Below are 24,633 nucleotides of genomic sequence, written 5' to 3'. Positions count from 1 at the left end.
CGGTGTGCCTGGCTTTAGGCGATTGCCAGCACGTGGCGGATGGGCGCTGAGGGGCTGTCCGGGTCGATGAGCTGGGCCAGGTGTTCCAGGGGCGAGGTGGTGTCGATGAGCTCGATCGCCTCGGGTGTTCGACGGAGCACGTCGAGGCCGATGGCGAAGTCGCTGCCCTCACGCTGGCAGAAGGAGAACGAGCCGATGATTCGAAGCGAGCGGCGGAAGATATCTCGGAGGGCGGTGGTCATGGTGATGCCTGGGTGGTATGCGTTCTGCGCGATGACGGTTCCGCCTGCGCGGACAAGAGCGAGCGCCAATTCGAGCGGCTCAGCGCTCGCGCCGCTGGCAGCATCAACGACCACATCGAACGAGTGCGCCGATGCCTCGCTCGCAGAGGCCATCCGCACACCGTCGAGGACCATGCGAGGGGCGTGGCGTGTGATCATCGTGACCTTCGAGCCGAGGCTGCGTGCGTACGCTGCGGTCAAGAACCCGATGGCGCCAGCCCCGATGACGGCGATGTGTTCCGCAGTGTCGATGCGGCTGCACCGCAACCCGTGGACAGCGACAGCCATCGGGTCGGCTAGGACTGCGATCTTCCAGTGGAGATCGTGAATCGGATGAATGTTAATGTCCGGCACGCAGATCTGGGCTGCATAGCCGCCCAGCCTGTCCCAGCCGACCCTGACAAGGGACGGACACAGGTGGGTGTCGCCGACCGAGCAGGGTCGGCATTCGCCACATGAGATCAACGGGTCAACGGCCATCATGCCGCGAACGGGTTCGCTGGCGACGATCTCGTGTCCTGGTCGCCACACCGGCGGCAGGTCGAACGCCGCCGGGTGGCGTAGTTTCGGGATGTCGCTGCCGCATACTCCGGCGAGGGCGACGTCGAGCACCGTCTCGCCTGGGCCGGCGGTGGGTGGCTCGACGTCGTGGAGTGCGAGGCGGTTGTTGCTGACCTCCCACGCCTGCATCGAGCCACCCTCCTGGTTCAGCCGGAGATTCGGGCGAGCTTGCGACCGACCTTGAGGTAGGTGCCGCCCTCGCCGGTGACGCGTTCCTTGAGCAGCGCGGCGAGCGGCTCGCGGATGTCGTCGACTGTGAGGGTCACCTGGTCCTGTACGTCGCCAGTCTCGATGACGAGCCGGAGGCCGTTCTGCTCGGCCACGCGGCGTACGTCGCCGTTGCTCTTGGCGAAGCCAAGCTCCTTGAGGATGTCGACGACCGGGAGGTCAGTGTTGGTGACCTCGGGCAGGTCGTCGACGTCGCCGAAGGACTTCTTGGAGAAGCGGGACACGAACTCCTCGCGTGCCTTCATCGCGGCATCGACGCCGTGGAGGGCTGCGGTGACCTCGCCTGCGAGGACCTTCTTGAGGTCCATGGGGTGCAGGGTGCCGTCGGTGACGCGGGTGTTGACGAGGTCGAGCTCGGCGTCGGTCCACTCCGAGAGCGCTCGCAGGTATTGGTCGACGAGGCGGTCGGGGATGGACATCAGCTTGCCGAAGATCTCGCCGGCGGGTGCGGTGAGCGGGACGTAGTTGCCCTTGGACTTGCTCATCTTGGCGCCGGTGCCGTCGGTGCCCTCGATGAGCGAGGTGGCAACCACGATCTCGGAGGTCTGGCCGTGGATCTCCATGACCTTGCGGCCCATCTGCATGTTGAGGAACTGGTCGATGCCACCGACCTCGAGGTCGCAGTTGACCTCGACGGAGTCGAGGGCCATCGCGACCGAGTAGAGCAGTTCGGCCAGAGATAGGCCGTGGCCGGCGTCGAGCCGATTGCGGAAGTCGTCTCGCTGCAGCGGCATCGAGAGCGGGATCTTCGAAGTTGTCTCGATCAGGCTCGGCAGGGTGATCTTGGCCAGCCAGTCGCTGTTGTGCCGGAACTCCGCCTTGGTGAAGTCGAAGAACGGCGTGACCTGCTCGCGGTAAGTCGACAGGTTCCGGGCGATGTCCTCATCGCTCAGCGGCGGGCGCTCGTCTGAGCGGCCCGAGGGGTCCCCGATCTTGGCGGTGATGTCTCCGACAATGAACACCACCTTGTGTCCCATCCGCAGGAAGCGGGAAAGCACGATCATCGGGACAGCGTGGCCGAGATGGACCTCGGCACCGGTCGGGTCGATACCGAACTTGGCGACGAACGGACGCGAGTCCTTGGCGGCCTGCTGAATCCGCTCGACGAGGGCCTCGGAGCCAGGCTGAAGCTGCTGTGAGCGAGACTCGACGATGGCTGCCTGCTCCTCCGGGCTCAGGTCGGAGAGGTCCATCGTGCGTCGCGAGGTGGTCTCATCGAGTAGGTGCCTGACGACCTCGTCGGAGCCGAGATAGCCGTCGGTGAGCAGCGCGGTTGCTCGGGTGACGGACTGGCTCAGGCGGGACGTCATGGTTTCTCCGTTGTTCTCGGTTGGATTCTCGACCGGCTTGGTCGACTGCGGACTCATGCTATCGGCGGCCGGGCCGATTCCCTTGTCGATGTTCACCGTGGCCACCTTCCGATCAGGTCGACGACGTAGTCGGCCAGGTCCGCGACGGCTCGATGCCAGGCGGGGCCGTTCTCGCGACAGTACGCCGCCAACTGGCCTGTCCGATCGGCGTCGTAGGACGGAAGCTGGCACATCAGTTGGTAGGTGGCCGATCCGGTTGGATCGGCAGGCTCGTGGGCCAGCAGGTCGTGGACGGTCTCCGGCGGGGTGTTGACGTCGATGGCCGATCCTGGAATGGACTTGGAGAACTTGGGATGGCCGCCGAAGCCCTTGACCATCCGGGTGTAGATCGCCGACAGGGCGAAGTCGCGCCGCAGTGGCGCGCCGTGGTCGATGCGCGCGGCGGCTTGTTGGGCGAAGCGTACGTAGCGGTGCTCGTCGAGGCCGAGCATGACCATCACGGCGTCGTGGTCCTGGCCGAGTGCGACGAAGTCAGCCGCCATCAGCGACAGGGACAACGCGCGCCGGTGGGTCATCGACTCATCGACGATGCCGCGGGAGGCGTAATAGGCGTGGTTGTCCTCCTCGGCCCGGTCGAAGTCGGTTTGGTCGATGTATCGGCCCAGGAGGTACATCGCCTCCAGTGCGGGGAGATGGCCCTCCTGGGCGCGCAGGACGCCGCGGACCGCGTCGAATCCGAGCCGGATCGCGTACTCGGCGAACTGGGCGGCGAGCTCGGTGACCTGGGCATATGGTCTCGCCTTGCCGTTGTAAGCGTCGAGGTCGCCGAGCACGATCTGGCAGTTCTCGCCGCCGGTTTGGAGCTCGGTCATCTTCAGGATGTGCGAGATCGTGGCCAGGTGTGGAACTCCGGACATCCCGAACCCGGTCGTCACCACACGCTTCTCGACCGGGGTGAGCGCGAATGCTTCCCCGGCGTGATGGCACAGGTAGCGGGTGTTGAGCACGTCTGGGGCGAGCCCAGCGAGGCTGAAGTCGAAGTCGCGCAGGCCAAGGCGTGCGTAGCCGTTCTCATCCAGGACTCGGTCGTAGTAGGCCTCGTTGAAAGTGACGGCGGTGGTCATCGGATGCTCCCTACGTTGATCTGGTGGTCGGCGTCGCGCCGGTAGACGGTGGCTCGGTCTCGGTAGGTCTGGCTACAGGCGAACAAGTCGCGCTGCGTGGCCCACGGAGGTGGGTCCAGGACGAGCTGGTCGAGGCGGGTGCTGATCCCCTCGCAGACCTGCGCCATGTAGTCGGCGAACGCACCGGGGGTCGTCCGGTCGGTCATGCTCTGGGCATGGACGCGGTAGCGCGTCAGAGGGTCCCCGATCACGCGACCTCGGCCAGCGTCAGCCAGCACGTGAAGGAACAGTTCGTTCGAGATCGGCAAGAGCGCTCGCACGTCCCGGACCCGTGCGACCAGCGTGCTGGTCGCTCCTCCCGGGTGGTAGCCCTCGACGTACGCCGCACCGTCGGCACCGACGACGTACTCGCCGTGCTGGATGAGGCTCACCCTCGGGTCGTTCATCAACGGGGCGATGGTGGGCAGCTTGTTCGGTTGGAAGGCGTCGTCCGCGTCGAGCAGGGCAACCCATTCGCCATGGGCTTCTCGGATGCCGCGGGTCAGCGTGGCGGCGAAGCCATAGTGGTCCGAGCGTACGACTCGCAGATCCTCATAGCGGCCGTAGATCCGGTGGCTGTCGTCGGTGGATCCGTCGTCGACGACCACCACCTCCGCGAGGTCGTACGCCCCGGGCTCCTGGCCGAGCGCGGACTCGATCGCCTCGGCGACGTACTGGTCGTAATTGTGGTTGAGGATCACGATCGAGACCGTCGGCGTCGGGTTGTCGGTCACGTAGCGAGTCATGGTCATCGCCCTGCCTGGTAGGCCTCGGCGTGAACGGCGAGGGTGGCGGCGTGCTCGGCGCGGCGGTAGTCGGCCCAGGCGCGACGGTCGGCTCGGGTCCGCGACCCGCCGATCCGGTCGCGGGTGTTCTCCAGGGAGGCGACGAAGCGCTCGCCGAACTCGTACGGGTTGCCGTTGGTCCAGTCGAACCACTCCGGCTCCTCGACCAGTCCGGATCGCAGGTGGGCTGCGTGCTGGTCGCGCAGGCAGCCGACGTCTGAGGAGAGCGGGAGCAGGCCGAGGTCGAAGGCGAGCTCGAGCTGACCCGAGTGGGTGCCCCACCGATACGGCATGACGAGCACATCGGCTTGCCTGCCGGCATTGATGATGTCGTCGTCACTCGGATAGCCACGCATCGTGACCTCGATCCGTGGACAGGTCATGGCTGTGCGGGCGACGTCCATCGCATGCTGACCGGGGTCGGCCATGTGAGCCTGAGACAGTCCGCGCATCAGGAGATGCAGGCGATCCTCGGCGCCTGTGTGCAGCGCCCAGTTGACGAGGGTCGAGAGGTAGTCGCGGTTTGGGCGGAGCGCGCCGTACATCAAGAACCGGCTGGTGCCGTCGCTATCAAGGCGGTCCAGGCGCGCGATTGTCTCGGGGTCGACCACGTATCCGTGGGGCGCGACCCATGTCTTGGTCTCCTCGCCGACGATCCGATTCAGCTGAGTGGCTGAGCCGCCGGTGAGGCAGAGCAGTGTGGCGCCGGCCTCATGGACGAACTGGATCTTGCGGTGCAGGTCCTCGGTCGTGCCGAACATCGCGGTCAGGTCATGGATGGTGTGTACGACGCGTACGCCGGCGTCGTCGCACGCGGAGAGCAGTTCGCCGAGGACTGTCTCGTCCTCGAACTCGATGTGGTGCAGGTGCACGACATCGACCCAGTCCAGCGGCCGGCGGTCCAGGATCCAACTGGCACTCAGCGCGTCGGGGACGTGGTGGCCATTGGTAAGTGTGGTGCCGTTGATGCTGACGAACTCATGGTTGCGCAGTTTGCGGACGTACGGCGTCCGCGCGGGCAGGTGTGCGACTCGGAGCGGCATCGTCATCGGCTCAGTCCTTCGTGGTCGGCGGACAGGTCGTAGCTGGCCATCGCGAGCACGTCCGGCGGGAGGTCGAGACCGACTTCGGCGCGGTAGGTGAGGAATGCGGCGGCTTGGAAGCGTAGGGCGCTCGCCACGAGGCGTCGGTCGAGGGCAGCGATGCGGCTGAGCAAGTCGACGTGCTGCGGAAGGGCGTCCGCTGGGACTGCCCATAGGCACCACGTGGCTGCGTCCCACTCGAGCGGGCCGCGGTGCGGCCGCGGATCGATGGCCCATGCCCGGTCGACGGAGAAGACCAGGTTTCCGGTGGTCAGGTCGCCGTGCAGCAGGATCGACTGGTGCGGTGCGCGGAGCAACTGCTCGCTGTCGGAACGCATGACCTCGACATCGATCGGCGAGGTCTTGCCGAGTCGATGGTCGCCACCGACGGTAGAGCGCAGCAGCCCCCAGACCACCTCGTCGAACCCGAGCGCATCCGACGGCGGGATGGCCAGGCGAAGTCGGCCGAGCAGCGCAGCAACCTGCTCGGTCGTCCCCAGTCCGGCCCCGCGCTCCGAGCGGGCACCTTCGATCCACGGCGTGACGGCCACGTCGGCCCTCACCCCTTGCTTGAGGAGCGGCGGGGTGAAGCCGACGGCCGCCAGAGCAGCATGCTCGGCGAGGCACATCCGGGCCGGATGGTCGACCTTCACCGCAACCGTGGTGCCGTCGGATCTCGTGGCCTTGAGAATGAGCGATCCCGAGGCGCCACTGCGGATCCGCTCGCCCAGTCGGAGCCCGAGGAGTGCGGCGACCCGCTCGGCCGCCGCCATCGCATCCTCGCGCGGCCTCAGCATGGTCGAGATCGGCCCTGCTCGATCGCTCACTGCCCAGCCGCGACGGATGTGTCGGTTCATGCCCAAGCCGCCTTAGTGACTACGAGCAGTTGCGTCGTCAGCCCGCCGCCGCTGTCGTCGCTGCGGGTCAGCTCAGCGCGCTCGATGCACACCCCGAAACTGCGGACGAAGGCCTGGAACTCCTCTTGAGTCCACTCCCTGACGTGGGCGAGGTTGCGGGGCACCCCGATGTAGTCGGCACCGACACGCAGGTCGCGGGCGGGCGTGGAGAGCACCCCACATGCACATCCTCGATTGAGGAGATCGACGATGAGTCGCATGGTCGGCCGCGGGTCGATCAGATGCTCCAGCACGTCGGAGCACACCACTACCGAGTCCGCAACAAGATCATCCGTCAGTGGGAGGTCCGCGACCGTCTCCAGGTCGGCGTCGATCCAGGTTCCACGCTCACGGTTCGTCCGACACCAGTCGATGTTGGGGCCGTAGTCGACACCGACGATGTCGATCTCGGGTGCCGCCGCGTGGAGTGCGGTGAGCTTGTTGGCACGACCGCAGCCGAGGTCGATGATCACGCCGCGGCGGTGGCGGCGCGCGAGAGCGAGGGTCTCGGGGCAGACGTCCGGCTGCCAGGTGATGCCGTCGTCGACGTCGTCGGAGAAGTACGTCGGCGGGATACGCTGCTCATAACCCGCCGCGAGATAGTGGAGCTCAGGCGCCAGCCTCATCACGCACCACCGCACACCATCGACTCTGGCTGCGCGAGGCCGGAGTACAACACGTCTTGCACCCGCTGGTACGCCTCACCAGGTCCGAGGCTCGGATCACTCAGCGACACCAGGTAGGCGGCATTTCGCGCGACCAACGCTCGGTGGGCCGGCAAGCCATGACCGGCCAGCAACTCTCTCGTCCGGCTCACGGCCTCGCCGGCGTCCTGCGCCACTGGCAGCGGCATCTCGCTTGCCGGTAGCGACCTCACCCGTGGCGGATCGACCACTCCCCTGCGTACCCGACAGGAGAGCAATTCGCCGGACAAGCCAATCTCGTCGATATAGGCAGACGTCGGCGTGCGCGTGGCGATCACGTTGACGTCCCGCATCCCGAAGCTCGCGAGCACCCGTCCAGCGACCTCGACCTTCGGGTGAGCCAGCCCGAACAAGGTCACGTCCCCGCGCACCGGGCTCGCGAGAGCCGCCAGCCCGAAGGAGAACAGGTTCGGCGCGTGGAACCGCCCGCCGTAGAGCCTGTCGATGGCCGGGATGTTCGGCTCCACGGCCACGAAGGCGAACCCGCGTTCATCGAGGTCACGGCGAACATCGAGTGTGTCCGACCGCTCGACGATCCCGAGAGCCGCAGCCAGATCGCGCGAGCCCAGCGCCGACGACGTCGCGCTGGAACCGACCTTGACCACCTTCGCGCCAGCCGCCGCAGCGACCAACGCAGCCGGGGTCGAGACGTTCAGCATACGCACGCCCTTCTTGCCGCTCCCCGCGACCAGGACAACCCGGCGGCCCGGCACCGACACCATCGCGGCGGCACGCCGCTGACCGAGCGAAAGGGCGGCGTCCAACACTGCCTGGGCCGTCGCCGCATCCGGCCCGCGACTCATCGCCGCGGCCATCAGCGTCGCGAGCGCGATGTCCTTCACCCCACCACGCAGCTCCGCGGTCTGCACCATGGCGGAAGCGAACTGGTTCGCGGTGACGTGACCGCCGACGGCGATCTGGTTCAGCGTCGCCCGCAGGGCTGCGGGGAGCTCGTCCTTCTCCGTCGTGTTGGTGCGCGAGACCGGGCGTTCCAGCGTGACCGTCATCGGTCAGCCGCCTTCCGGCGGCACCCGATGCAGATGGCGGCTTCCCGGATGGCGGCCGCTGGCTGCGCGGGCATGAGGTTCCAGCGCCCGAGACGCCGGCCGCAGGCGGTGGAGACGTAAGAACTGCCCGAGGTGAACGCCCTGGCGGGCCGGTGCCAGAACTCCCCGTTCATGGTCTTGTAGAGATCAGCGGACAGGTCGGGCTGGGTGGCGTTCGTCGGCATGGGCGGGGCGAGGACCGAGATCATTCCATCTCCTTGGCGTCTGATCAGCAGGTTGGTTTGGGCGCTCCAACTGGCCCGATATCGACGCTAAGAGCGGATGAGCCGCACGACCCGGAAGGAAATTCCGGGGTCCTACTGCTGATTGCCGCGCTGGGGCAGACGAACAGGGCCATGGGATGGCACGCTCTTTGCATGCGAGGAATGACGACGCACTTCACGGTCGGCGAGCGCATCGCCTGGTACCGACGCCGTCGTGGGCTCTCCCAGGAGGTGCTTGCAGGCAGGGTCGGTCGCACCACCGACTGGCTCAGCAAGATCGAGAACGGCCGAATCGAGCTCGACCGCCTGTCTGTCCTCCGCCTGCTCGCAGACGCCCTGGACGTCACTCTCGCCGACCTGATCGCCGAGCCCTCGCTGATGGAGTGGACCGAAGACAGCGGCCAACACACCGTGCCGGCCCTCCGGTCGGTCCTCATGGACTACCGACCGGGCACAGGCTTCAGGCGTACACCAACCGAGGAGCCGGTTCACCTCGATGAGCTCGTGACAAGGCTCGACAATGCCTGGACCGCGTACCAGGCGGCTCGCTTCGGATATGTCACCGCCCAACTGGCCGCGCTCATCCCAGATGCGAAGACCGCAGCCGCGGCCTACGACGGGGACGAGAGCCGAGTGGCATCCGGTCGGCTCGCCCTCGCCTACCACCTGTCTGCGACGCTGCTCACGAAGCTAGGCGAGACCGACCTTGCCTGGACTGCCTCGAACCGGGGCATGGAAGCCGCACAGACCAGTGAGAACCCCGTCGTGATCGGCTCACTCCTGCGTTCGCTCTCCCATTCGCTCCAGTCCGCAGGCGAGTACGCCGAGGCCGTACGCCTCACACATGACGCCATCGATTATCTCGATCCTCATATGGCTAAGGCCGGGCGCACCTTGACCTCGGTCTACGGCATGGCCCTGCTCGCGGGATCGATGGCCGCCGCGCGTGCCGACGACCGCGCGACCGTCCGCGACTTCCTCGACGGAGCCGGCCGGGCTGCCACTCGCCTCGGCTCCGACCGCAACCTGATGTGGACCGCGTTCGGGCCGACCAACGTTGCTATCCACCGCGTATCCACCTCGATGGAACTCGGCGACCTCCAGGTCGCACTCTCGCTGGGGCCGACCCTTGACACCAGCGCGGTGCCGACCGAACGTCGCGTCCGGCACGCACTCGAGGTGTCCCGTGCGTACAGCAGCGCCAACCGTCGCGACGAGGCGATCGCCACCATCCTCGAGGCTGAACAGGCCGCACCCGAACAGGTCCGCTACCACTACCTCAGCCGACACCTCGTGCAGACATGGATCCGCACCCAGCGCGGCAAGCCCGCACTCCACCTCGTCGAGCTTGCCCAACGCGTCGGTGTCGCCTGACGCCAGCGTCGGCTCAGACCGACTCCGCGACGAGGCGACTCGTGTACCCGGCTTCGACGAGCCGCTCGTACGCCGCCCTCGTCTGCTCGTCGACCTCCTGCGGAGCCGCAAATCCCTTTTCGGCGTATACCCACAGCCGCTGGGTGTCACCGACCAGCATGTCGAGCACACGCTTCTCGCTGCCGATCGACTTGATATAGGTGTCGAGCTCCTGCGAGCGCGCCGAGCAGACGATGTCCAGCTCCGGCCACACCTTCTTCGCCGTCGCGTATGCGCGCCGCTGCTGATACGGCCGACTGATCAACGTCGCACTCGACACGTCGATGTCGTGCTCAGCAAGCAACTCTCGGCTCAACGCAATGTTCTGGCCCGTGTTCGTCGCCCGCGGCTCCACCAGAATCGCGCTACGCGGCACCCCCAGTTCCTCGGCCCGCTCAGCGAACTGGACCGCCTCTCCGCGCGGGAAGTCCTTCACCGTCGTCGGCGCGTTGGCACCGGTGAACACGATCAGCGGGAACCGGCCTGCGTGGAACAGTTCGGCGGTGTGCTCGGCCACTCCGATGTCGTGGCTGCCGAGAGCGATGGCGACCTCGGTCGGGCGAGGCTCGTCACGGATCTGGTGGAAGTCCCACAGGACCTGGGCATCGTCGAGAACGGTCGATGGCATCGGCTCAGTCTGCCACGTGCAAGAGCCCGCGTGGCGCGCAGGCAGGCAGAGGCCGACCCACTCACTCCGAAACGCGACGGCAGAGCCAGGAACAGTGATTGGGTGGGATCGACTCGAAACATTCGCCGAGTACGGAGGCGCTCTGTTCAGCTACCGCAAGGCTCGGATGGATCGATGGCACGTGGTCAGGGGAGACCGCACGGCCGACATGGAGGCAAGCCGCGCAAGGGTGGTCATCAGTGGGAGCCGTGTGCCGGGATGCGACCCGGCGGTCCTCGACGAAACAGTGGCCGCTCTCGCCAGGTTGGTCGCAGTATCCGGCGCAACCGTCAATCACGGGCCCGTCGGCATCGGGATCGAGGTGGTCACCTACGTTGCCGACCAGTTCCGGCCAGCCGGGTTCGCGATGAGCGCAGCCCGGTTCGGCCGCGAGAACATTGTCCACGGAGCCGATCTGATGATCGTCGTCGGCGGCGCCTCAGGCACAGCCGCCGAGGTCACGATCGCCCAAGCCCTGGGAATGCAGGTCCTCCCCTTCGGGCCGACCGGCGGAACGGCCGCCCGTACGCTCAAAGCCATGCGCGAAGCCGACCACACCGGTGACGGGTATGTTGCCGAACTCATGACCTGCACCACGCCGACCCAGTTCACCGCTCTCGTCGAGCACACCATGAACGAGATTGGAACCCTCCTGTGAGCCGTCCCTACGTTCTTCTTTCCGTGGCAGCGTCGCTGGACGGATACATCGATGACACCACGCCAGAGCGGCTGTTGCTGTCGAACGACGAGGACTTCGACCGCGTCGACGAGGTCCGCGCCGGAGTCGACGCGATCCTGGTCGGCGCCAACACCATCCGTGCTGACAACCCTCGCCTCATGGTTCGGTCCGACGAGCGCCGAGAGAAGCGCATCGCCGATGGGAAGACGCCCACCCCGATCAAGGTCACCATCAGCAATGGCGGCGAACTCGATCCTTCAGCGAAGTTCTTCGCAACCGGCGACGTCGACAAGATCGTCTACACAACTCAGCCAGGTGCGCAGGAAATGAGCGACAGGCTCGGCGCGGTCGCGAACGTCGTAGATCTGGGCGGCTCGGTCACCGCCGAAGCGCTGCTGGATGACCTCGCCGAGCGCGGCGTAGAGAGACTGATGGTCGAAGGCGGCGGAACCGTCCACACTCTGTTCCTCTCGTCCGGGGTAGTCGATGAACTGCACCTGGTCTTCGCACCGTTCTTCGTCGGCGACGCGGCCGCTCCGCGTTTCGTCGGCCCTGCTGGCTTTCCTCAGGACCCCAGTCACCGGATGCAGCTCGCCGAGACGCGGCAGATCGGCGACTGCGTACTCCTCCGCTACCTCCCCCAGCGCCCATGACCGAAGCCACCGATCTCGACCGCACGCTCCTGCTACGCGCGATCTCGCTCGCCGACAACTGTCCACCCTCCTCGACCGCGTTCGCGGTCGGCGCCCTCATCGCGACGGCGGATGGACGAGTCCTCGGCGAAGGCTGGTCCCGCAAGGGCGACCTTCATGAGCACGCTGAGGAGGCTGCCCTCGCCGACCTATCGACCAAGGACCGTCCCCTACTGGCCGAGGCGACGATGTACACCTCGCTTGAGCCGTGCAGCACCCGCGCCTCACGACCGGTGACTTGCACCCAGCACATCCTGAACGAGGGGATCCCCCGGATCGTGTACGCATGGCGCGAGCCTTCGATCTTCGTCGACTGCATCGGCGCGGAGACGCTGGAGGCTGCGGGGCGAGAGGTCATCCAGCTCGCCGACCTCGTCGACCTGGCCCGAAAGCCCAACCTTCACCTGTTCGACGAACCTGGACCCGAGTGAGGGTCTCGCACTCACTTCTCGGTCTCCTCATCGAGACGATCTGAGCGACACAACCGGCATCCCCCTTCGCATAGCCCACCACCGACAGTCTCACGACAGACCCCGAAGACTGCCAGCGACCGCCTCCGCAAACCCTGCCGCAAAACTTCTTGGGGGATGTCATCTGACCTGCGGAAACGCCGAGATACCCCCAACGCTCCCCGGCCTGGGGGTATGAACCGGGTGATGGGGGATGTCCATCGTTGAGGGCATGAACGTCCCATCCACACCCACCGCGACACGGGTCGCCGAGGCATTGCGGGAAGCGCAGACTCAGCAACTGCGTGACGCCGCGCTGATCCTGGCTGATGCCGGCGTTCCGGTCTTCCCGTGTGCCCCGTACGGCAAGCAGCCGCTGACCCGCAGTGGGTTCCTTGCCGCCACCACTGATCCTCGCCAGGTCGGCCGTTGGTGGCTGCGCTCCCCCGCCGCGAACATCGGGATGCCGACCGGCGCCGCATCCGGCGTCGTCGTGGTCGATGTCGATGTCCACACCACCGGCAACGGGTTCGGCGCCTTCGCACGGGCCGAGCGTGCCGGGATCACCTCTCAGTGGTCCTTCCTGGTTCGTACGCCCTCGGGCGGCATCCACGCCTACTTCACCCCAGCCGGTCACGACCAGCGGAACTGGCAGGCCAACGGGACCCACATCGACCTCCGCGGCGAGGGCGGGTACGTCGTCGTACCGCCCTCACAAGTCCGCGGCCCCGGCGCCAACACACGTTCGTACGAGCTGATCGCGATAGCCCAGCACCGCGACAAGCCGCTCGATGTCGACCGCCTCCGTGACTTTCTCACCCCACCACGTCAGGTGCATGAACCGGTTGGGATGCCCTCTCGCGGGGCACGTCCAGATCGGCTGGCCGCATGGATGGCGAGCCGCCCCGAGGGCACCCGTAACGGCGGCCTGTTCTGGGCGGCGTGCCGGATGGTCGAAGACGGGCAGCGCTCCGACACGACGCTTTCGATCCTCGGCGACGCCGCCCGGTCGGCGGGCCTGGGCGAGCGCGAGGTCGAGTCGACGATTCGGTCGGCCTACCGGATCGCCTCCCGGCTCGGTCCGGGGAGCCGCTTGGGCCCTAATCAAGCCCGCAGGGCGACGGCGAGCAGTGAGGCGGTGGCGCTGTGAACAGCGGAGTCTTCTACCGGCGCCACGCGATGCCGCCGCGCCAGAAGCCGGTCGACGTTCCCCCGTCCGAGGTTTCCAAGCTCGCCATCCACGGCGACCCCTCCCAACAGACACAGGAGCCCACACCCGAGCGCGAGCAGAACGCGGTCCGGTGGTTGCGGCCCAGCGAACTGCCCACGATGGTCGCCAACCGCTATGTACGCCGCCTCGTGGGCGCGAACGAGGCCGCTGTGCGGCAGGCGCGCCAGCTACCACAGCGTGCAATAGCGCGTGTGCGCATCGCGAGAACGCGATCCGCGAGCAACGCCTCGCCAGACCGAGAGGGAGGGGTCGGGCTATGAGCTTCGTCGACTCCGAGGGACTGCGGTCCCTGCTCTTCCGGCTCTACGGCGCTGGCTCCGACGCCTGGCGCGACGATCCCGAGGTGGCCGAACTGATGGCGTACACGATGGAAAAGTACGGCGCACTCGCCCGCCACCACGGGTTCGAGCCCGCGGACGCGGCTGCCGCGGCGTACGAGGTGCTTCGGACCCGTCCCGTGCGGAAGGCCGATGATCCGTGGGCGGTGGTCACCCACGCGGTTCAACTCACGATGAGCGTCGAGGACCGCGCGGCCGGACTGCTCTGTTCGGAGGCTCGAGTACGGAAAGCTGACCTGGCTGGGTTCCACGATGCCCAGCGGCTCAGCGACCGCGAGCACTCCCTGGCCGACTACCACCCGGCCTTCCAAGTGGCGCCCGCCCACGATCTCGCCATCCTTCTCGCTGATGCCGAGCGGGCGAAGAAGGAACAGGAGAAGGAGAACGCAGCCAAGACTCGCCGAGATCACGAGGCCCACGACGGCGGCGAGGAATCTGACGAAGACGCCGTCGGAAACGACGATGAGCCGGTCGGGGATAAGCCCGAGAAGGAAGCCCCGAACGCGTTCTTCGCGCTCGACCAGATCGTCGAGATCCTCGTCGAGTTCGGCTGGCCGGAGCAGACCGCACGCGCGGCGATGGAGTACATCGGATCGCGGCTGATGATGTCGGGCACCAGGCAGGCGGCGTACGAACGCCTGCGCCGCGAACGCCAGCCATGGCTCCGCTTCGACCTCGACCTGGAAGTCTGGGGGACGCTCCTGCGCGCGGTTCTGGGCTCACCGGACCCTGACCGAGCCAAGACACTCACTGGTAAGGGCATGTGGTGGCGGCTCTGCAAGGGCCACGAGACCGAGCAGGTCCTCGCTGACACCTCCCTGCGCCGGGCACTGGTGACCTCAGCGCGCTACGTCCGCCGGAGGAGGTCTCATGTCTGACCTCGGACACTTCGAGCTCGAGCGGACCCTCGACTCGATCACCATCGGCGTACGCCACCGTAAGGACCTCGGCGACCTGGCAACCCTCAAGGAGTCCATCGAGAGCCTCGGCCTGCTCCAGCCCATCACCGTCACCCCCGATGGCACCCTCCTGTGCGGACGCCGACGGCTGGAAGCGGTCAAGGAACTCGGTTGGCGGACCGTGCGCGTCTGGGTACGCTCCGGGATCTCCGACGACCTCAAAGGTCTGATGGCTCTCCAGGACGAGAACCTGCTCCACAAGCCGTTCTCCCCCACCGAGGCCGAGACGCTCTACCGGGAACTCAAGAAGGTGCTCGCCGAGGACGCCGCGCGACGTCAGGAGGCGACGCGTTTCGGCGCCGACCCCACTGCCGGCATCGGGGTGGAAGGCGGTGCTGATGAATCATCAGCACCGTCAGGGGCTGGTTACACCCGCAATCAGGCGGCCACGCTCGTCACCGGAGCCAACTCCCACCAGCGCCTCGAACGCATCGGCCGGATCAAGGACGTCGCCGACGACCCCACCCGACCAGCGCACGTACGCCAAGTTGCTAGCGAAGCTCTCGACCAGATCGACCACGGCGCACCGGTCTCCTCGACGTACGAGCGAGTCATGGACCTCGCCCGCCAAGCCGACGCCGACCCTTCCCTCCCCGACCTCGACGCCCTCGCCGAAGAAGCACTCAAGCGGATCTCCGAGCCTCGTACGCGACGTACCAACCCGTCCGGCACCCCGCGCAAGTCGGAATGGTCGACTCGATCCTTCGTCCTGATGTGGACCGACCTGAACGGCTGGTGGACCCACTACGACGCCGCCGAGATCGGCGCAGACCTCAACGACGACGACTGGGAGCTCCTCGAGCGGATGCACGCCGAGCTAGACGCATTCGTCGAAACCGCTCGCCGGGCTCGCGAAACCAAGGTGCCAGCGGGCACGGCTGCGTCCTAGGATTCGGGCATGTTGCTGTGGAGACCACCTGACGCCGGGTTCCTACCCAGGCGGCGGTGACCTACCTGCAATCCCCGCGGGATGGACGCCGTCGCAGGAACCCGGAGCGTCACATGTCCCGTACCGATAAGACCCAGCCCTTCCGCGTCCGCCTGTGGGATGGCACCCTCACCCGCATCGCTGTTCACGACCACAGCGATGGCGCCTGTGATCTTCCTGCGACCTACCGCGACGACCTCGCCCAGTACGCCACCGATGGAGGTCGCTTCTCTCGCGGCACCTGCTACTGGGCCATGCACTTCACCGGCACCATGGCGTGCTGTTGCGGAATGTGCCACGACGCTGCTGGCCTTCGCGCTGAGCGCCGCGCCGACCGTCACCGCACCCGCCGTGAGCTCGCCGACCTCGTGAAGGAGGCGAACACCGGCTGGCACGACTTGGACTGACGAGGCGATGGACCCGGTGGGCACCTTGCCCGCATGAAAACTTCCACGAACGAACGTGCCTCTGGCACCGCCGGGTCCCTTCACCTTCAGGTCCGCTACATCGGCGACAGCCCCGAGGAGGGCGGCGGGTTCCGCCGCAGCTACCGCTACCAGATCAATGACACCGACTCCCCCGACGGCCCCGTCGTCGGCACGGACCTGTACTCCGGAGTTGGCGCTCCCGTCGACGCCCGGGCCGCGTTGGCCACCCTCGTTGCATTCGTCTCCGCTGCTGGTGAGGCTTACGGCCACACGATGCGTGGCGGACAGTCGGAGAACCAGCATCTGTTCCGCCGAGGTATCGCTGAGGCGGCGTACATGAACTCTGATGAGCTCCAGGTCCTCGCGATGGACCTGGAACAACTCTCCACGCGATCCGCTCAAGCCGACACGCGGTCGACACCTCGGCCGGACACGCCGACCCTGTAAACCTCGGGGGTCACGGCGCACCTCTTCTGCAACCCACTCATTCAGGAGAAGTGATGCGAACTCGGACCTACACCGCCCGACATCGGCGACTCCCCCTTGCGGCTGTCCTTGTCGGCGGCCTCAGCGCCGTGCTCTTCATTCTCAGCGGCATTCTGATCGCGACCACCGACGACGCACACGCCCCGAACCAGCGCCCGCGCCAGGCCCCGGAACCGCTGACATCTCCGCCCTCGGGTGAACCATCAAGCGCAGGTCACGATGAGGCTCGGGCTTTCGCGATCGAAGCGTCACAAATGGTCTTCGACTGGGACACGACCACCTCCTCGAACACCGACGGCTACTTCGCACGTCTCGTCGCGATCGCCGACCCAGGCGGAGTCGAGTCCGACGGGCTGGTGGCTGACCTGACCACCTACCTGCCGAACCCGGAGGCGTGGCGCGAACTGCGGGCGTACGAGACCCGTCAGTGGCTCGACGTCACCTCCGCCATGGTGCCCTCGACTTGGGAGGCGACCGCTCGCGAAGGTGAGGCGTACGGGCTCGAGCGTGGCACGACGGCGTACACGATCACCGGGATCCGTCGCCGCGCCGGCACATGGAACGGCGAACCGGTGACCAGCCGCCACCGGGTCAGTTTCACCGTCTTCATCCTCTGCGCGCCGCGCGACCCATCCTGCTACCTGCTCCGGCTCTCCCGACTCGACCACCCGCTGCCGTAGAAGGACCGACGAGATGCGGAAGGTGCTCATCGGGGTAGTCGTCTTCCTGGTTCTGATCGCTCCGGCTGCCCAGGCAAGTGCCGTCACGCTCGCCGCGACTTTCGCCGCCAAGCCCAACGCGAGCTGCGGCCTCGGGGAGACCGGACCCGTCCCCAACAGCCTGACCGCCACAGCGGCAGACGGGGTGAAGATCCGTCTGGACCGAACCCAGCTCACCCACGCCGCGACCATCTTGAAGGTCGGTGGACGTACGCCCGGTGTCGGACGTGACGGCGTGCTCGTCGCGTTGATGGCCGCACTGACCGAGTCCAGCCTCCGGATGCTCGCCAACACCAGCGCCTGGCCGCAGTCCGCGAGATTTCCCAACGACGGGAACGGTGGCGACCACGACTCGCTCGGCCTCTTTCAGATGCGACCCCTCGCCGGGTGGGGAACCGTTACCGAGCTCATGAACGCCACCTACCAAGCACGCGCCTTCTTCGGCGGCGAAGGCGGGCCCAACCGCGGCTCACCCCGCGGCCTGCGCGATATCCCCGGCTGGCGCGGCCTCCCCAAGGGCGCCGCGGCGCAAGCCGTGGAGGTCTCGGCCTTCCCGGACCGTTACGCCCGCTTCGAACCAGTCGCTGAGCAGATCCTCGACGCACTGACCGTCCGCACTGACGGCGGAACCGGCTCCCCGGAGGTCCCCGAGACTGGCAAGGTCGTGTTCCCGCTCCCCGCCCGATCGTGGACCGCGACCAGCCCGTTCGGGATGCGCACCGACCCGGTCACCGGAGCCCATACCCTGCACACCGGCTCCGACTACGCCGCACCCAACGGCACCCCGATCCTCGCCGCCGCCGACGGCGTCGTGGCCTTCGCCGGCGATGTGACCTCCGGCTACGGCCACCTCATCCTCATCAAGCACACCGTCAACGCCGCCACGGTCTACTCCGGCTACGCCCACGTGTACGCCGCCGGCATACACGTCCGCAAAGGACAGCGTGTCACCGCCGGTCAGCACATCGCCGACGTCGGCACCGACGGCAAGTCCACCGGCCCACACCTCCACTTCGAGATCCGGCCAGGAAGTCCGTACGCATCCCCCATCGATGCGCAGCACTGGCTCACCAAACACGGCGCGACCCGTAGGTCGGCATCGGCATCCAAGGAATTCTTCGAAAGTTGCTGACAACCCCTGGGGGTATGGTGCATCATTCCTTTAGCCCCGCTGGTGACCCGAGACTCCAGCGGGGTTCCTTCTCCCCGGGTGCTGCCGCGCACCTGCTGGCCATGAGCCCACCCCTTGCCCTTGGTCATGTCCACCCAGACCTCGGCGCCGTTTCCGGAACCGGTGACCTGCGCGACATCGTCGGAGCACTTCTCACCTACGCCTTGCTGACCTCAGTCACGATGCTCATCATCAGCGCCATCACCTGGGCCATCGCGTCAGCGTCGGGAAACTGGCACGGTGCCTCACGGGCGAAGGTGGGCGTGCTTGTGGCCGTCGGAGGTGCGGTCCTCACCGGCGGAGCGCTCGCCTGTGCCACCTGGCTCGTCCACGTCGGGGCCCGACTCTGACGACCCTATGCCCGTGCGCTCGGTCTACATCACATCCGACCAATCGACACCAAACTCGGCGGCGTAATAGCCGTCCATCTCCCGCTTGACCTCCAGGTGGTGCTCGACCAGATCCTCTACGCCCTCCAGGTAGTTTGCGACACCGCACATCGCCTCGTGGAACGCCGAGAGGTTTACACGATCGAGATCAGGAAGTGTCGCGGTGCCGTCCAGCCGCGCGCCGTACCGGATTTCCTGCCCGTTAGGATCAATCTTGTCGAGTTGGCCGATCACGCGACCCGCCGCTCGCGTATCCGGACCTTTAAGGTCGGGCATGTGGTCGTGCATAAGTTGCATGGTCGACGACCAGAGTTTGCCCACCGAATGTTCGGGCTTCTCCCTCGGGGCAAGGCCACCAAGGGCGCGCAGACTCGCGAGCACGACCTTGAGCTGGAGCTCGACATAGTGACGCCAGCAAAGGGCATAGGGGTAGAACACCGTGTCCAAGTCGGCGATGTCGCCCCCTTCGAGCATCGCGTCATAGAGGATCGCCGCACCACGGCGGAACCCGACGGCGCGGTAGTCGATTCCACATCTGCGCTGCCACCCCAAGTCTGAGAACGCCAAGTACGCGCCAGGGCTGCGGAGCAGATCATGTCCGGAGTTGGGCCACAGAAGTCGATCGACGTTCGTCACTGCACCAGGATTCCACCTCGGCGCCGCGGTTTGCCACCGACTTTCACGCTCGCTACAAGGACATCCGGTGGATGAAGACCACCTAGCGTTCGTCCAACCCCTACTCATCCGTGGAGTCATCGTGACCTTCCACCCGCCGATCCACAAGACCGTCGCGGCCGAGATCAGCATCAGCCCGAACTCCAACGGCCTGCCCGGCATCGCCCAACTGCGCGAGATCGTCGGCGCAACGATGACGATCGGCCTGATCCTCGCTGTCCTCGCCCTGATCATCTCCGCAGTCGTCTGGGCCCTCGGGTCGAACACCTCCAACCCTCACCTGGCAGGCCGCGGCAAGCTCGGTGTCCTGATCGCCCTCGGCGCCGCGATCGTCTGCGGCGCCTCGGTCAGCCTGGTCAACTTCTTCTGGAACGTCGGCCAGGCCGTCTGAAGACGAGGAGCGAGCGATGGGTCTGTGCGACGTACCCGGCGTCAACGAGGTCTGCAACCAAGCCACCGCGGCCACCACCAGCGCCGTTGAAGGCTCCTTCACCTGGCTCGCGACGGCGATGGGTGAACTGGCCAAGGCGGTGTTCGAGATGACCTGGAAGGTGCTCGACGACACGACGTATGTCGACGTCACCTCCAGCGGCTACACACGCGTCTACAACCTGATCTTCGGCATCGCGCTCTTGATCATGATCGGGTTCTTCCTGCTCCAGGTAATGGCCGCGATGATCCGGCGCGAACCGGCCGGCCTGAGCCGAGCCGCGCTCGGCCTGGCCAAGTCGATCCTCGGCTCCTTCCTCGCCCTCGCCCTGGTCGGCACTGCACTGGAAGTCACCGACCGGCTCTGCATCGGCATCGTCCACGCCACCGGCACGAACATGAGCGAGCTCGGCGACCGGATCGCCGTCCTGGTCGCGGTCGGCACCGTCGCCGGCGTCGCCAACCCCGGGGCCGCAACCCTGGCGAGCGTGTTCCTGACCAGCCTCGCCGTCGGAGCGACCTTCTTCATCTGGATCAGCCTGCTCGTACGCAAAGCCCTCCTGCTCGTCGCGATCGTCTTCGCCCCCGTCGCCCTCGCCGGCTCCTCGTGGGACCACGCCCGCGCGTGGGCCGGACGCTGGGCTTCGTTCGTGATTGCGCTGATCCTGTCCAAAGTCGTCGTCGTGGTCATCTTCCTCGTCGCCAGCACCCAGGTCTCTGCCCCGATCGATGCCGACCTGAAGTCGCTGAGCGAACCCCTCTCCGGCATCGTCCTCCTGCTCATGGCCGGGTTCGCGCCCTACATCGCCTACAAGGCGATCAGCTTCATCGGCTTCGACATGTACCACGCCATGTCCGCCGAACAAGAAGCCAAGAACGCCCTCAACCGCCCCGTCCCTCTCCCCGCCCGCGCCCCCAGGACCCAGCCCCGCAAGGTCCTCGACGAGGGCGGTGGAGAAGAAGGAAGCAGCACGCCGCCGGCAACTCACTCGCCGAAGCCAGGCTCGAGCTTGACGGTCGTGGAGGAGCCGACCACGGAGATGGCCACAGCGCCCGAAGCAGCAGCGCCGGAGACGTCTGCGGCCGTCGCGGGACCCGCCCCCGCGGCCGCGTTGGGCGCCGAACTCGTGAAGTCCTCAGCAACCGCCGGACAGCAGACCGGCCAGACCATCGGCGGCGCCGCAGACGAACAGGCGACCGCTGGCGACCCCCCTCCCCCGCCTCGCGTACCGATGCCCCACACCGCCGACCCGACCCCAGGCGACCAGCGATGACCACCGACCTCGCGCCGGTCAAGTTCTCCCGCCTGTCGCACCGCGGCGTACTCCTCGGCCTCTCCCCCAGCCAGCTCGCCACCGTCGGCCTCGCCGCAGTCACGCTGGTCATCGCCCTGAATGCGGGCGGCACAGCTGCCCTCGCCATCGCAGTCCCGATAATCGGCGCCTGCACCGCTGTCACATTCCTGAAGGTCGGCGGACGGCCGGTGATGTCCTGGCTTCCGATCGGCACCGTGTGGCTCCGGCGTTCTGCCACTGGGCAGCTCGCCTACCGCCGCAACATCACCCGCCCCCGCCCGGCCGGAACACTCGCCCTACCAGGTGATGTTGCCCGGCTCCAGCAGTGGGAGGACGCCGAGACCGGCGCCGTGATGGTCTACGACCCGCACGCCGCCACCCTCACCGCCATCGTCGCGGTTGCCCATCCAGCCTTCGTACTCCTCGACCCCGCCGAACAACAGCGTCGTGTCACCGGCTGGGGGCGCGTACTCGCCACGGCCTGCCGCTCGGGCCGCCTCGCCACGGTCCAAGCCACCGAACGTACGCTCCCCGACTCCGGCAAGAGCCTGACCGAATGGTGGCAGACCCACGGCACCCACGATGACACCTGGGCAGCCCGCACCTACGCCGAACTCATCGATCGCGCCGGTCCCGCCTCCGAACGCCACGCCACCACGATCTCCATCGCCCTCGACATGCGCACGGCCTCCCGAGCAATCCGAGCAGCAGGCGGCGGTCGCAAAGGCGCCGCCGCGGTACTCCGCCAAGAGATGAGGACGATCACCGCCGCGCTGCGATCGGCCGATCTCAACCCAAATGGCTGGCTCACCCCGGCCGACCTCGCCCTCGTCCTCCGCTCCGCCTACAACCCCGACAGCGCTCCCATCCTCGAGCGTCATCCAGAGGTGGGCCGCGACCTCACTGGGGCTGGCCCGGTCGCGGTCACCGAGACGTGGGGCTCACTCCGCTCCGACTCGTCCCACCACGCTGTGCTCTGGATCAGCGAATGGCCCCGCTCCCAGGTCTACCCCGGATTCCTCGCGCCCCTACTACTCACCTCGGGCGTGCGCCGCACCCTCACTCTCCTCTACCAGCCCATGCGCACCGACGCCGCCGCCCGTGACATCCGCAGGAAGAAAACCGAGTACGTCTCCGATGCGGCCCAACGCGCCAAACTCGGCCAGGTCGAAGACGCCCAACAGAGCGCCGAATATCGCGACGTTCTCCATCAAGAAGCTGAACTCACAGCCGGCCACGGCGTACTACGCACCACCGGCCTCATTACAGTCACCGCCCCAGATGAACACGAACTCGAGAAGGCGATCGCCACCATCGAGCAAGCCGCGATCCAGGCCTCTTGCGAGACGCGTCGGCTCTGGGGCCAGCAAGCACAGAGTTTCGCCGCCGGGCTTCCGCTGAGCCGTCAGATCACAAGATGACCGTGCTTCCGGGGATGCCGGAATTCATCCAGATCAGGACGGGACCGAGCGCCCTACGGCATCCACCGGACCTGTCACGGCTTGCGGGAACAGGACGCCAGCGTCACGCCACGCCTCGGACGCCTTCGCACCGGACAACTCGTGATCGACTCGGAACTGTGCCCGAGTGGAGCTGGCCATCCGTGCCGCCGCGGCCGTTTCCGCCAACCGTAGTCGACCGGGGTCCGAGTCGGGGTCAGTGTAGAACTTGCCATCCCGCAACAAGGCCTTTACTGCCTCCATACCTGTTGCCAACCGGTCCGCGATCTGCTGCCGGGTCACGCCCGCAGCCTGCAGGTCGGCGGCCTGCAGGCACCTGGCGACCCGCTCATCGCGGGCGGCAGCGTTGTACGCATTCCGGCCATGCGCATCCCCAGCGGGCTTCTTATCGGCCGCACGCTCGGGGCCGGCCACGATCGCCAACGGTGACCACCGCCACCCCGAACCCACTGTGCCCTCGGCCGGGAGCCAGTCTGCGAACACTTCCGGCAGCCGGGGCAGGTCCGCGTCCACGATCTCGACCAGCCGCAGTCCGTGACCGGCGGCGAGCGCCCGCTTCTCGACCATCTTTGCCGCATAGACCGGGTCGTTGGGCATTCCCCACAGCTCCACCAGAGTTCCGTCCGCCAGGATCCAATCGGCGCGCCGCTTCCCAGATGGGTTGTAGAGCGAGTCAACCGGGTAGAACGGCTCCCGCTCATGGACCACCTGATGTAGGTGCAGGAAGTCGCACACCGCCTTCTCCCGCAGCGAGAGGCACAAATGCCCGTCGCGTGCCCGGATGACGGTGCCGCGGCCGGTCCTCATCCCCGCTTCAAGAAGCCCAGCATCGGCCAGCACCGGCGTCCACGGAAGTCGGCGGTCCACCGCGAACCGGAGCATCAGCCGCGTGTCTAGGCCCCGCCCGGTGACCGGACGGGCAGGGTCAACGTGCACGGACTTGAGCTGGTCTGCCAACATCGGGGCGTCGTCGAACTCGATCTCAGCGATTCGGCGCACCGCCGCCACAACCCGGTCACGTCGCGCGGACTGGCCTTCGGCCGGTATGGCCCCCTCGCCAGCAGCGATCAGGCAGGCGTGACAGTAGGCGACCGGGTCAGCACAAATCGGCGTCGTGAACTGCGTAGCCCGAGCCCCGCAGAGCCGACACGGCACCGACTGGCCGGTCAGAGTAGTCGGGCCGAAGAGGGTGGTTCGCTCGCGGACGTACTGCTCGAGGAGTGCGAACTCCTCGGCTGTCTCCAGGCCGGTCTTGGTGGCCCGGCCAGGTCCTTCCGTACGCAGCCATCGAACCGTGTCCGTGGGCAGGACAACGTCATCTACCAACTGGCGTGCCGTAGCCAACAAGCTGACCGGTGGAATGGCCTCGGGCCCAAATCCCCTTGGGTCCTGGGCGAGGAGATCGTCGCCGTATCCGAACCCGTACCGGTCCTTCCGGTCCGGGTCTATTCGATGGAACCAACGGGTCTCGGCCTCCAGAGCCCACGGCGCCGTCGGGATACGGATCTCGGCCACATCCAGGCCCACCCGGGCCACATAGACGGCCACTGCCGGCACCAGGTAACGATCCTCGACCCACAGCACCCGGGTCGTCGGGTTGTAGTGCCCCAGGGTGGTCCGATCGGTCGCTTCATCCGCGTTGCGGGCCCGCAGGTCGAGCCCCTCAGGCCGCCAGAACGTCCAAAGGTTGGGGACCGCCCCGGTCGGCCACTCAGCGATGTCGGCGATCACCTCGACCTGCTCGGGGACGCCACGTCCCGGCGCCCCCGTCGCGCAGACGGTGAGCGGGCTGGCGGGACGGGCTACGGGCACGCCAGCCCGGTCCAGGTGCGGCAGGACCGTCTCGCGCAGACGCTCATCCTCCAAGTAGAGGTTTCCCTCGAGGACCTCGCCGAGACGCAAGCCTGTATCGGCGTCAAAGACGGTCAAGGCCCTGAACGGTCCG

27 protein-coding genes are annotated in these 24,633 nt (G+C 67.1%); 15 read left to right on the top strand and 12 right to left on the bottom strand.

Features of this window, described 5'->3' with window-relative positions; all coding sequences use genetic code 11:
* Positions 1-14: 14 nt before the first annotated feature.
* From ABTW65_RS02175 to ABTW65_RS02135, 9 genes are read right to left on the bottom strand one after another with little or no spacing between them, the layout of a single operon-like run.
* Positions 15-971, bottom strand: coding sequence for a zinc-dependent alcohol dehydrogenase (locus ABTW65_RS02175; RefSeq protein WP_350658140.1), 957 nt, complete (start codon positions 969-971; stop codon positions 15-17).
* A 17-nt stretch (positions 972-988) separates the two neighbouring features.
* Entirely contained in the window at positions 989-2,476 is a 1,488-nt protein-coding gene (tyrS, locus tag ABTW65_RS02170; protein WP_350658139.1) for a tyrosine--tRNA ligase, read from the bottom strand.
* Positions 2,473-3,504 carry a nucleotidyl transferase family protein gene (locus ABTW65_RS02165; RefSeq protein ID WP_350658138.1) on the bottom strand — a complete coding sequence of 344 codons (1,032 nt, stop codon included), beginning with the start codon at positions 3,502-3,504 and terminating at the stop codon, positions 2,473-2,475. Before ABTW65_RS02165 ends, tyrS begins: the two co-directional genes overlap by 4 nt.
* Complete coding sequence (locus ABTW65_RS02160; RefSeq protein WP_350658137.1) at positions 3,501-4,289, bottom strand: glycosyltransferase family 2 protein; 789 nt, start codon at positions 4,287-4,289, stop codon at positions 3,501-3,503. Before ABTW65_RS02160 ends, ABTW65_RS02165 begins: the two co-directional genes overlap by 4 nt.
* Before the next feature lie 2 nt (positions 4,290-4,291).
* Positions 4,292-5,377, bottom strand: a complete 1,086-nt coding sequence (locus tag ABTW65_RS02155; RefSeq protein WP_350658136.1) for a glycosyltransferase family protein — start codon at positions 5,375-5,377, stop codon at positions 4,292-4,294.
* Complete coding sequence (locus ABTW65_RS02150) at positions 5,374-6,267, bottom strand: hypothetical protein (RefSeq protein ID WP_350658135.1); 894 nt, start codon at positions 6,265-6,267, stop codon at positions 5,374-5,376. The genes ABTW65_RS02155 and ABTW65_RS02150 overlap by 4 nt, the downstream gene beginning before the upstream one ends.
* Entirely contained in the window at positions 6,264-6,932 is a 669-nt protein-coding gene (locus tag ABTW65_RS02145) for a methyltransferase domain-containing protein (protein ID WP_350658134.1), read from the bottom strand. The genes ABTW65_RS02150 and ABTW65_RS02145 overlap by 4 nt, the downstream gene beginning before the upstream one ends.
* Positions 6,932-8,017, bottom strand: a complete 1,086-nt coding sequence (locus ABTW65_RS02140; RefSeq protein ID WP_350658133.1) for a hypothetical protein — start codon at positions 8,015-8,017, stop codon at positions 6,932-6,934. The genes ABTW65_RS02145 and ABTW65_RS02140 overlap by 1 nt, the downstream gene beginning before the upstream one ends.
* On the bottom strand, positions 8,014-8,265 hold the full coding sequence (locus ABTW65_RS02135) for a hypothetical protein (protein WP_350658131.1): 252 nt from the start codon (positions 8,263-8,265) through the stop codon (positions 8,014-8,016). Before ABTW65_RS02135 ends, ABTW65_RS02140 begins: the two co-directional genes overlap by 4 nt.
* A gap of 177 nt (positions 8,266-8,442) precedes the next feature.
* Here ABTW65_RS02135 and ABTW65_RS02130 point away from each other — a divergent pair, with 177 nt between their 5' ends.
* The gene (locus ABTW65_RS02130) at positions 8,443-9,654 is read left to right on the top strand and encodes a helix-turn-helix domain-containing protein (RefSeq protein ID WP_350658130.1); all 1,212 of its coding nucleotides are present in this window, start codon (positions 8,443-8,445) and stop codon (positions 9,652-9,654) included.
* Between the two features lie 13 nt (positions 9,655-9,667).
* Here ABTW65_RS02130 and ABTW65_RS02125 read toward each other — a convergent pair whose 3' ends face one another.
* The gene (locus ABTW65_RS02125) at positions 9,668-10,321 is read right to left on the bottom strand and encodes a YdcF family protein (RefSeq protein WP_350658129.1); all 654 of its coding nucleotides are present in this window, start codon (positions 10,319-10,321) and stop codon (positions 9,668-9,670) included.
* 208 nt (positions 10,322-10,529) lie between these two features.
* Between ABTW65_RS02125 and ABTW65_RS02120 the strand changes: the two genes are divergently transcribed.
* From ABTW65_RS02120 to ABTW65_RS02070, 11 genes are all read left to right on the top strand, one after another.
* Positions 10,530-11,018: a hypothetical protein gene (locus ABTW65_RS02120; RefSeq protein ID WP_350658128.1), complete on the top strand. Its 489-nt coding sequence runs from the start codon at positions 10,530-10,532 to the stop codon at positions 11,016-11,018.
* Positions 11,015-11,692, top strand: a complete 678-nt coding sequence (locus ABTW65_RS02115) for a RibD family protein (RefSeq protein WP_350658127.1) — start codon at positions 11,015-11,017, stop codon at positions 11,690-11,692. Before ABTW65_RS02120 ends, ABTW65_RS02115 begins: the two co-directional genes overlap by 4 nt.
* Complete coding sequence (locus ABTW65_RS02110; RefSeq protein WP_350658126.1) at positions 11,689-12,162, top strand: cytidine/deoxycytidylate deaminase family protein; 474 nt, start codon at positions 11,689-11,691, stop codon at positions 12,160-12,162. Before ABTW65_RS02115 ends, ABTW65_RS02110 begins: the two co-directional genes overlap by 4 nt.
* Before the next feature lie 250 nt (positions 12,163-12,412).
* Positions 12,413-13,330, top strand: a complete 918-nt coding sequence (locus tag ABTW65_RS02105; RefSeq protein ID WP_350658125.1) for a bifunctional DNA primase/polymerase — start codon at positions 12,413-12,415, stop codon at positions 13,328-13,330.
* 337 nt (positions 13,331-13,667) lie between these two features.
* Complete coding sequence (locus ABTW65_RS02100) at positions 13,668-14,627, top strand: serine/arginine repetitive matrix protein 2 (protein WP_350658124.1); 960 nt, start codon at positions 13,668-13,670, stop codon at positions 14,625-14,627.
* Positions 14,620-15,597 (top strand): ParB N-terminal domain-containing protein, encoded by a 978-nt coding sequence (locus tag ABTW65_RS02095; RefSeq protein ID WP_350658123.1) that lies wholly within the window; start codon positions 14,620-14,622, stop codon positions 15,595-15,597. Before ABTW65_RS02100 ends, ABTW65_RS02095 begins: the two co-directional genes overlap by 8 nt.
* 113 nt (positions 15,598-15,710) lie before the next feature.
* Positions 15,711-16,043, top strand: coding sequence for a hypothetical protein (locus ABTW65_RS02090; RefSeq protein WP_350658122.1), 333 nt, complete (start codon positions 15,711-15,713; stop codon positions 16,041-16,043).
* A 33-nt stretch (positions 16,044-16,076) separates the two neighbouring features.
* The gene (locus ABTW65_RS02085) at positions 16,077-16,511 is read left to right on the top strand and encodes a hypothetical protein (protein WP_350658121.1); all 435 of its coding nucleotides are present in this window, start codon (positions 16,077-16,079) and stop codon (positions 16,509-16,511) included.
* A 293-nt stretch (positions 16,512-16,804) separates the two neighbouring features.
* On the top strand, positions 16,805-17,230 hold the full coding sequence (locus ABTW65_RS02080; RefSeq protein WP_350658120.1) for a hypothetical protein: 426 nt from the start codon (positions 16,805-16,807) through the stop codon (positions 17,228-17,230).
* Between the two features lie 13 nt (positions 17,231-17,243).
* On the top strand, positions 17,244-18,401 hold the full coding sequence (locus ABTW65_RS02075; RefSeq protein ID WP_350658119.1) for a M23 family metallopeptidase: 1,158 nt from the start codon (positions 17,244-17,246) through the stop codon (positions 18,399-18,401).
* Between the two features lie 101 nt (positions 18,402-18,502).
* Positions 18,503-18,790 carry a DUF6112 family protein gene (locus ABTW65_RS02070; protein WP_350658118.1) on the top strand — a complete coding sequence of 96 codons (288 nt, stop codon included), beginning with the start codon at positions 18,503-18,505 and terminating at the stop codon, positions 18,788-18,790.
* A 24-nt stretch (positions 18,791-18,814) separates the two neighbouring features.
* Here ABTW65_RS02070 and ABTW65_RS02065 read toward each other — a convergent pair whose 3' ends face one another.
* Positions 18,815-19,465, bottom strand: coding sequence for a hypothetical protein (locus tag ABTW65_RS02065; protein ID WP_350658116.1), 651 nt, complete (start codon positions 19,463-19,465; stop codon positions 18,815-18,817).
* Positions 19,466-19,586: 121 nt separating this feature from the next.
* On the opposite strand from ABTW65_RS02065, the gene ABTW65_RS02060 reads away from it, so the two are divergent.
* From ABTW65_RS02060 to ABTW65_RS02050, 3 genes are read left to right on the top strand one after another with little or no spacing between them, the layout of a single operon-like run.
* Entirely contained in the window at positions 19,587-19,895 is a 309-nt protein-coding gene (locus ABTW65_RS02060; RefSeq protein ID WP_350658115.1) for a DUF6112 family protein, read from the top strand.
* Between the two features lie 16 nt (positions 19,896-19,911).
* Positions 19,912-21,207, top strand: coding sequence for a conjugal transfer protein TrbL (locus ABTW65_RS02055; protein ID WP_350658114.1), 1,296 nt, complete (start codon positions 19,912-19,914; stop codon positions 21,205-21,207).
* On the top strand, positions 21,204-22,649 hold the full coding sequence (locus ABTW65_RS02050) for an SCO6880 family protein (RefSeq protein WP_350658113.1): 1,446 nt from the start codon (positions 21,204-21,206) through the stop codon (positions 22,647-22,649). The genes ABTW65_RS02055 and ABTW65_RS02050 overlap by 4 nt, the downstream gene beginning before the upstream one ends.
* Before the next feature lie 33 nt (positions 22,650-22,682).
* Here ABTW65_RS02050 and ABTW65_RS02045 read toward each other — a convergent pair whose 3' ends face one another.
* Positions 22,683-24,617 (bottom strand): hypothetical protein, encoded by a 1,935-nt coding sequence (locus tag ABTW65_RS02045; protein ID WP_350658112.1) that lies wholly within the window; start codon positions 24,615-24,617, stop codon positions 22,683-22,685.
* Between the last annotated feature and the right edge of the window lie 16 nt (positions 24,618-24,633).

Source organism: Nocardioides sp. NPDC127503 (genome assembly GCF_040302165.1).
GTDB lineage: Bacteria > Actinomycetota > Actinomycetes > Propionibacteriales > Nocardioidaceae > Nocardioides.
This window is presented reverse-complemented; position numbering and strand designations above follow the sequence as displayed.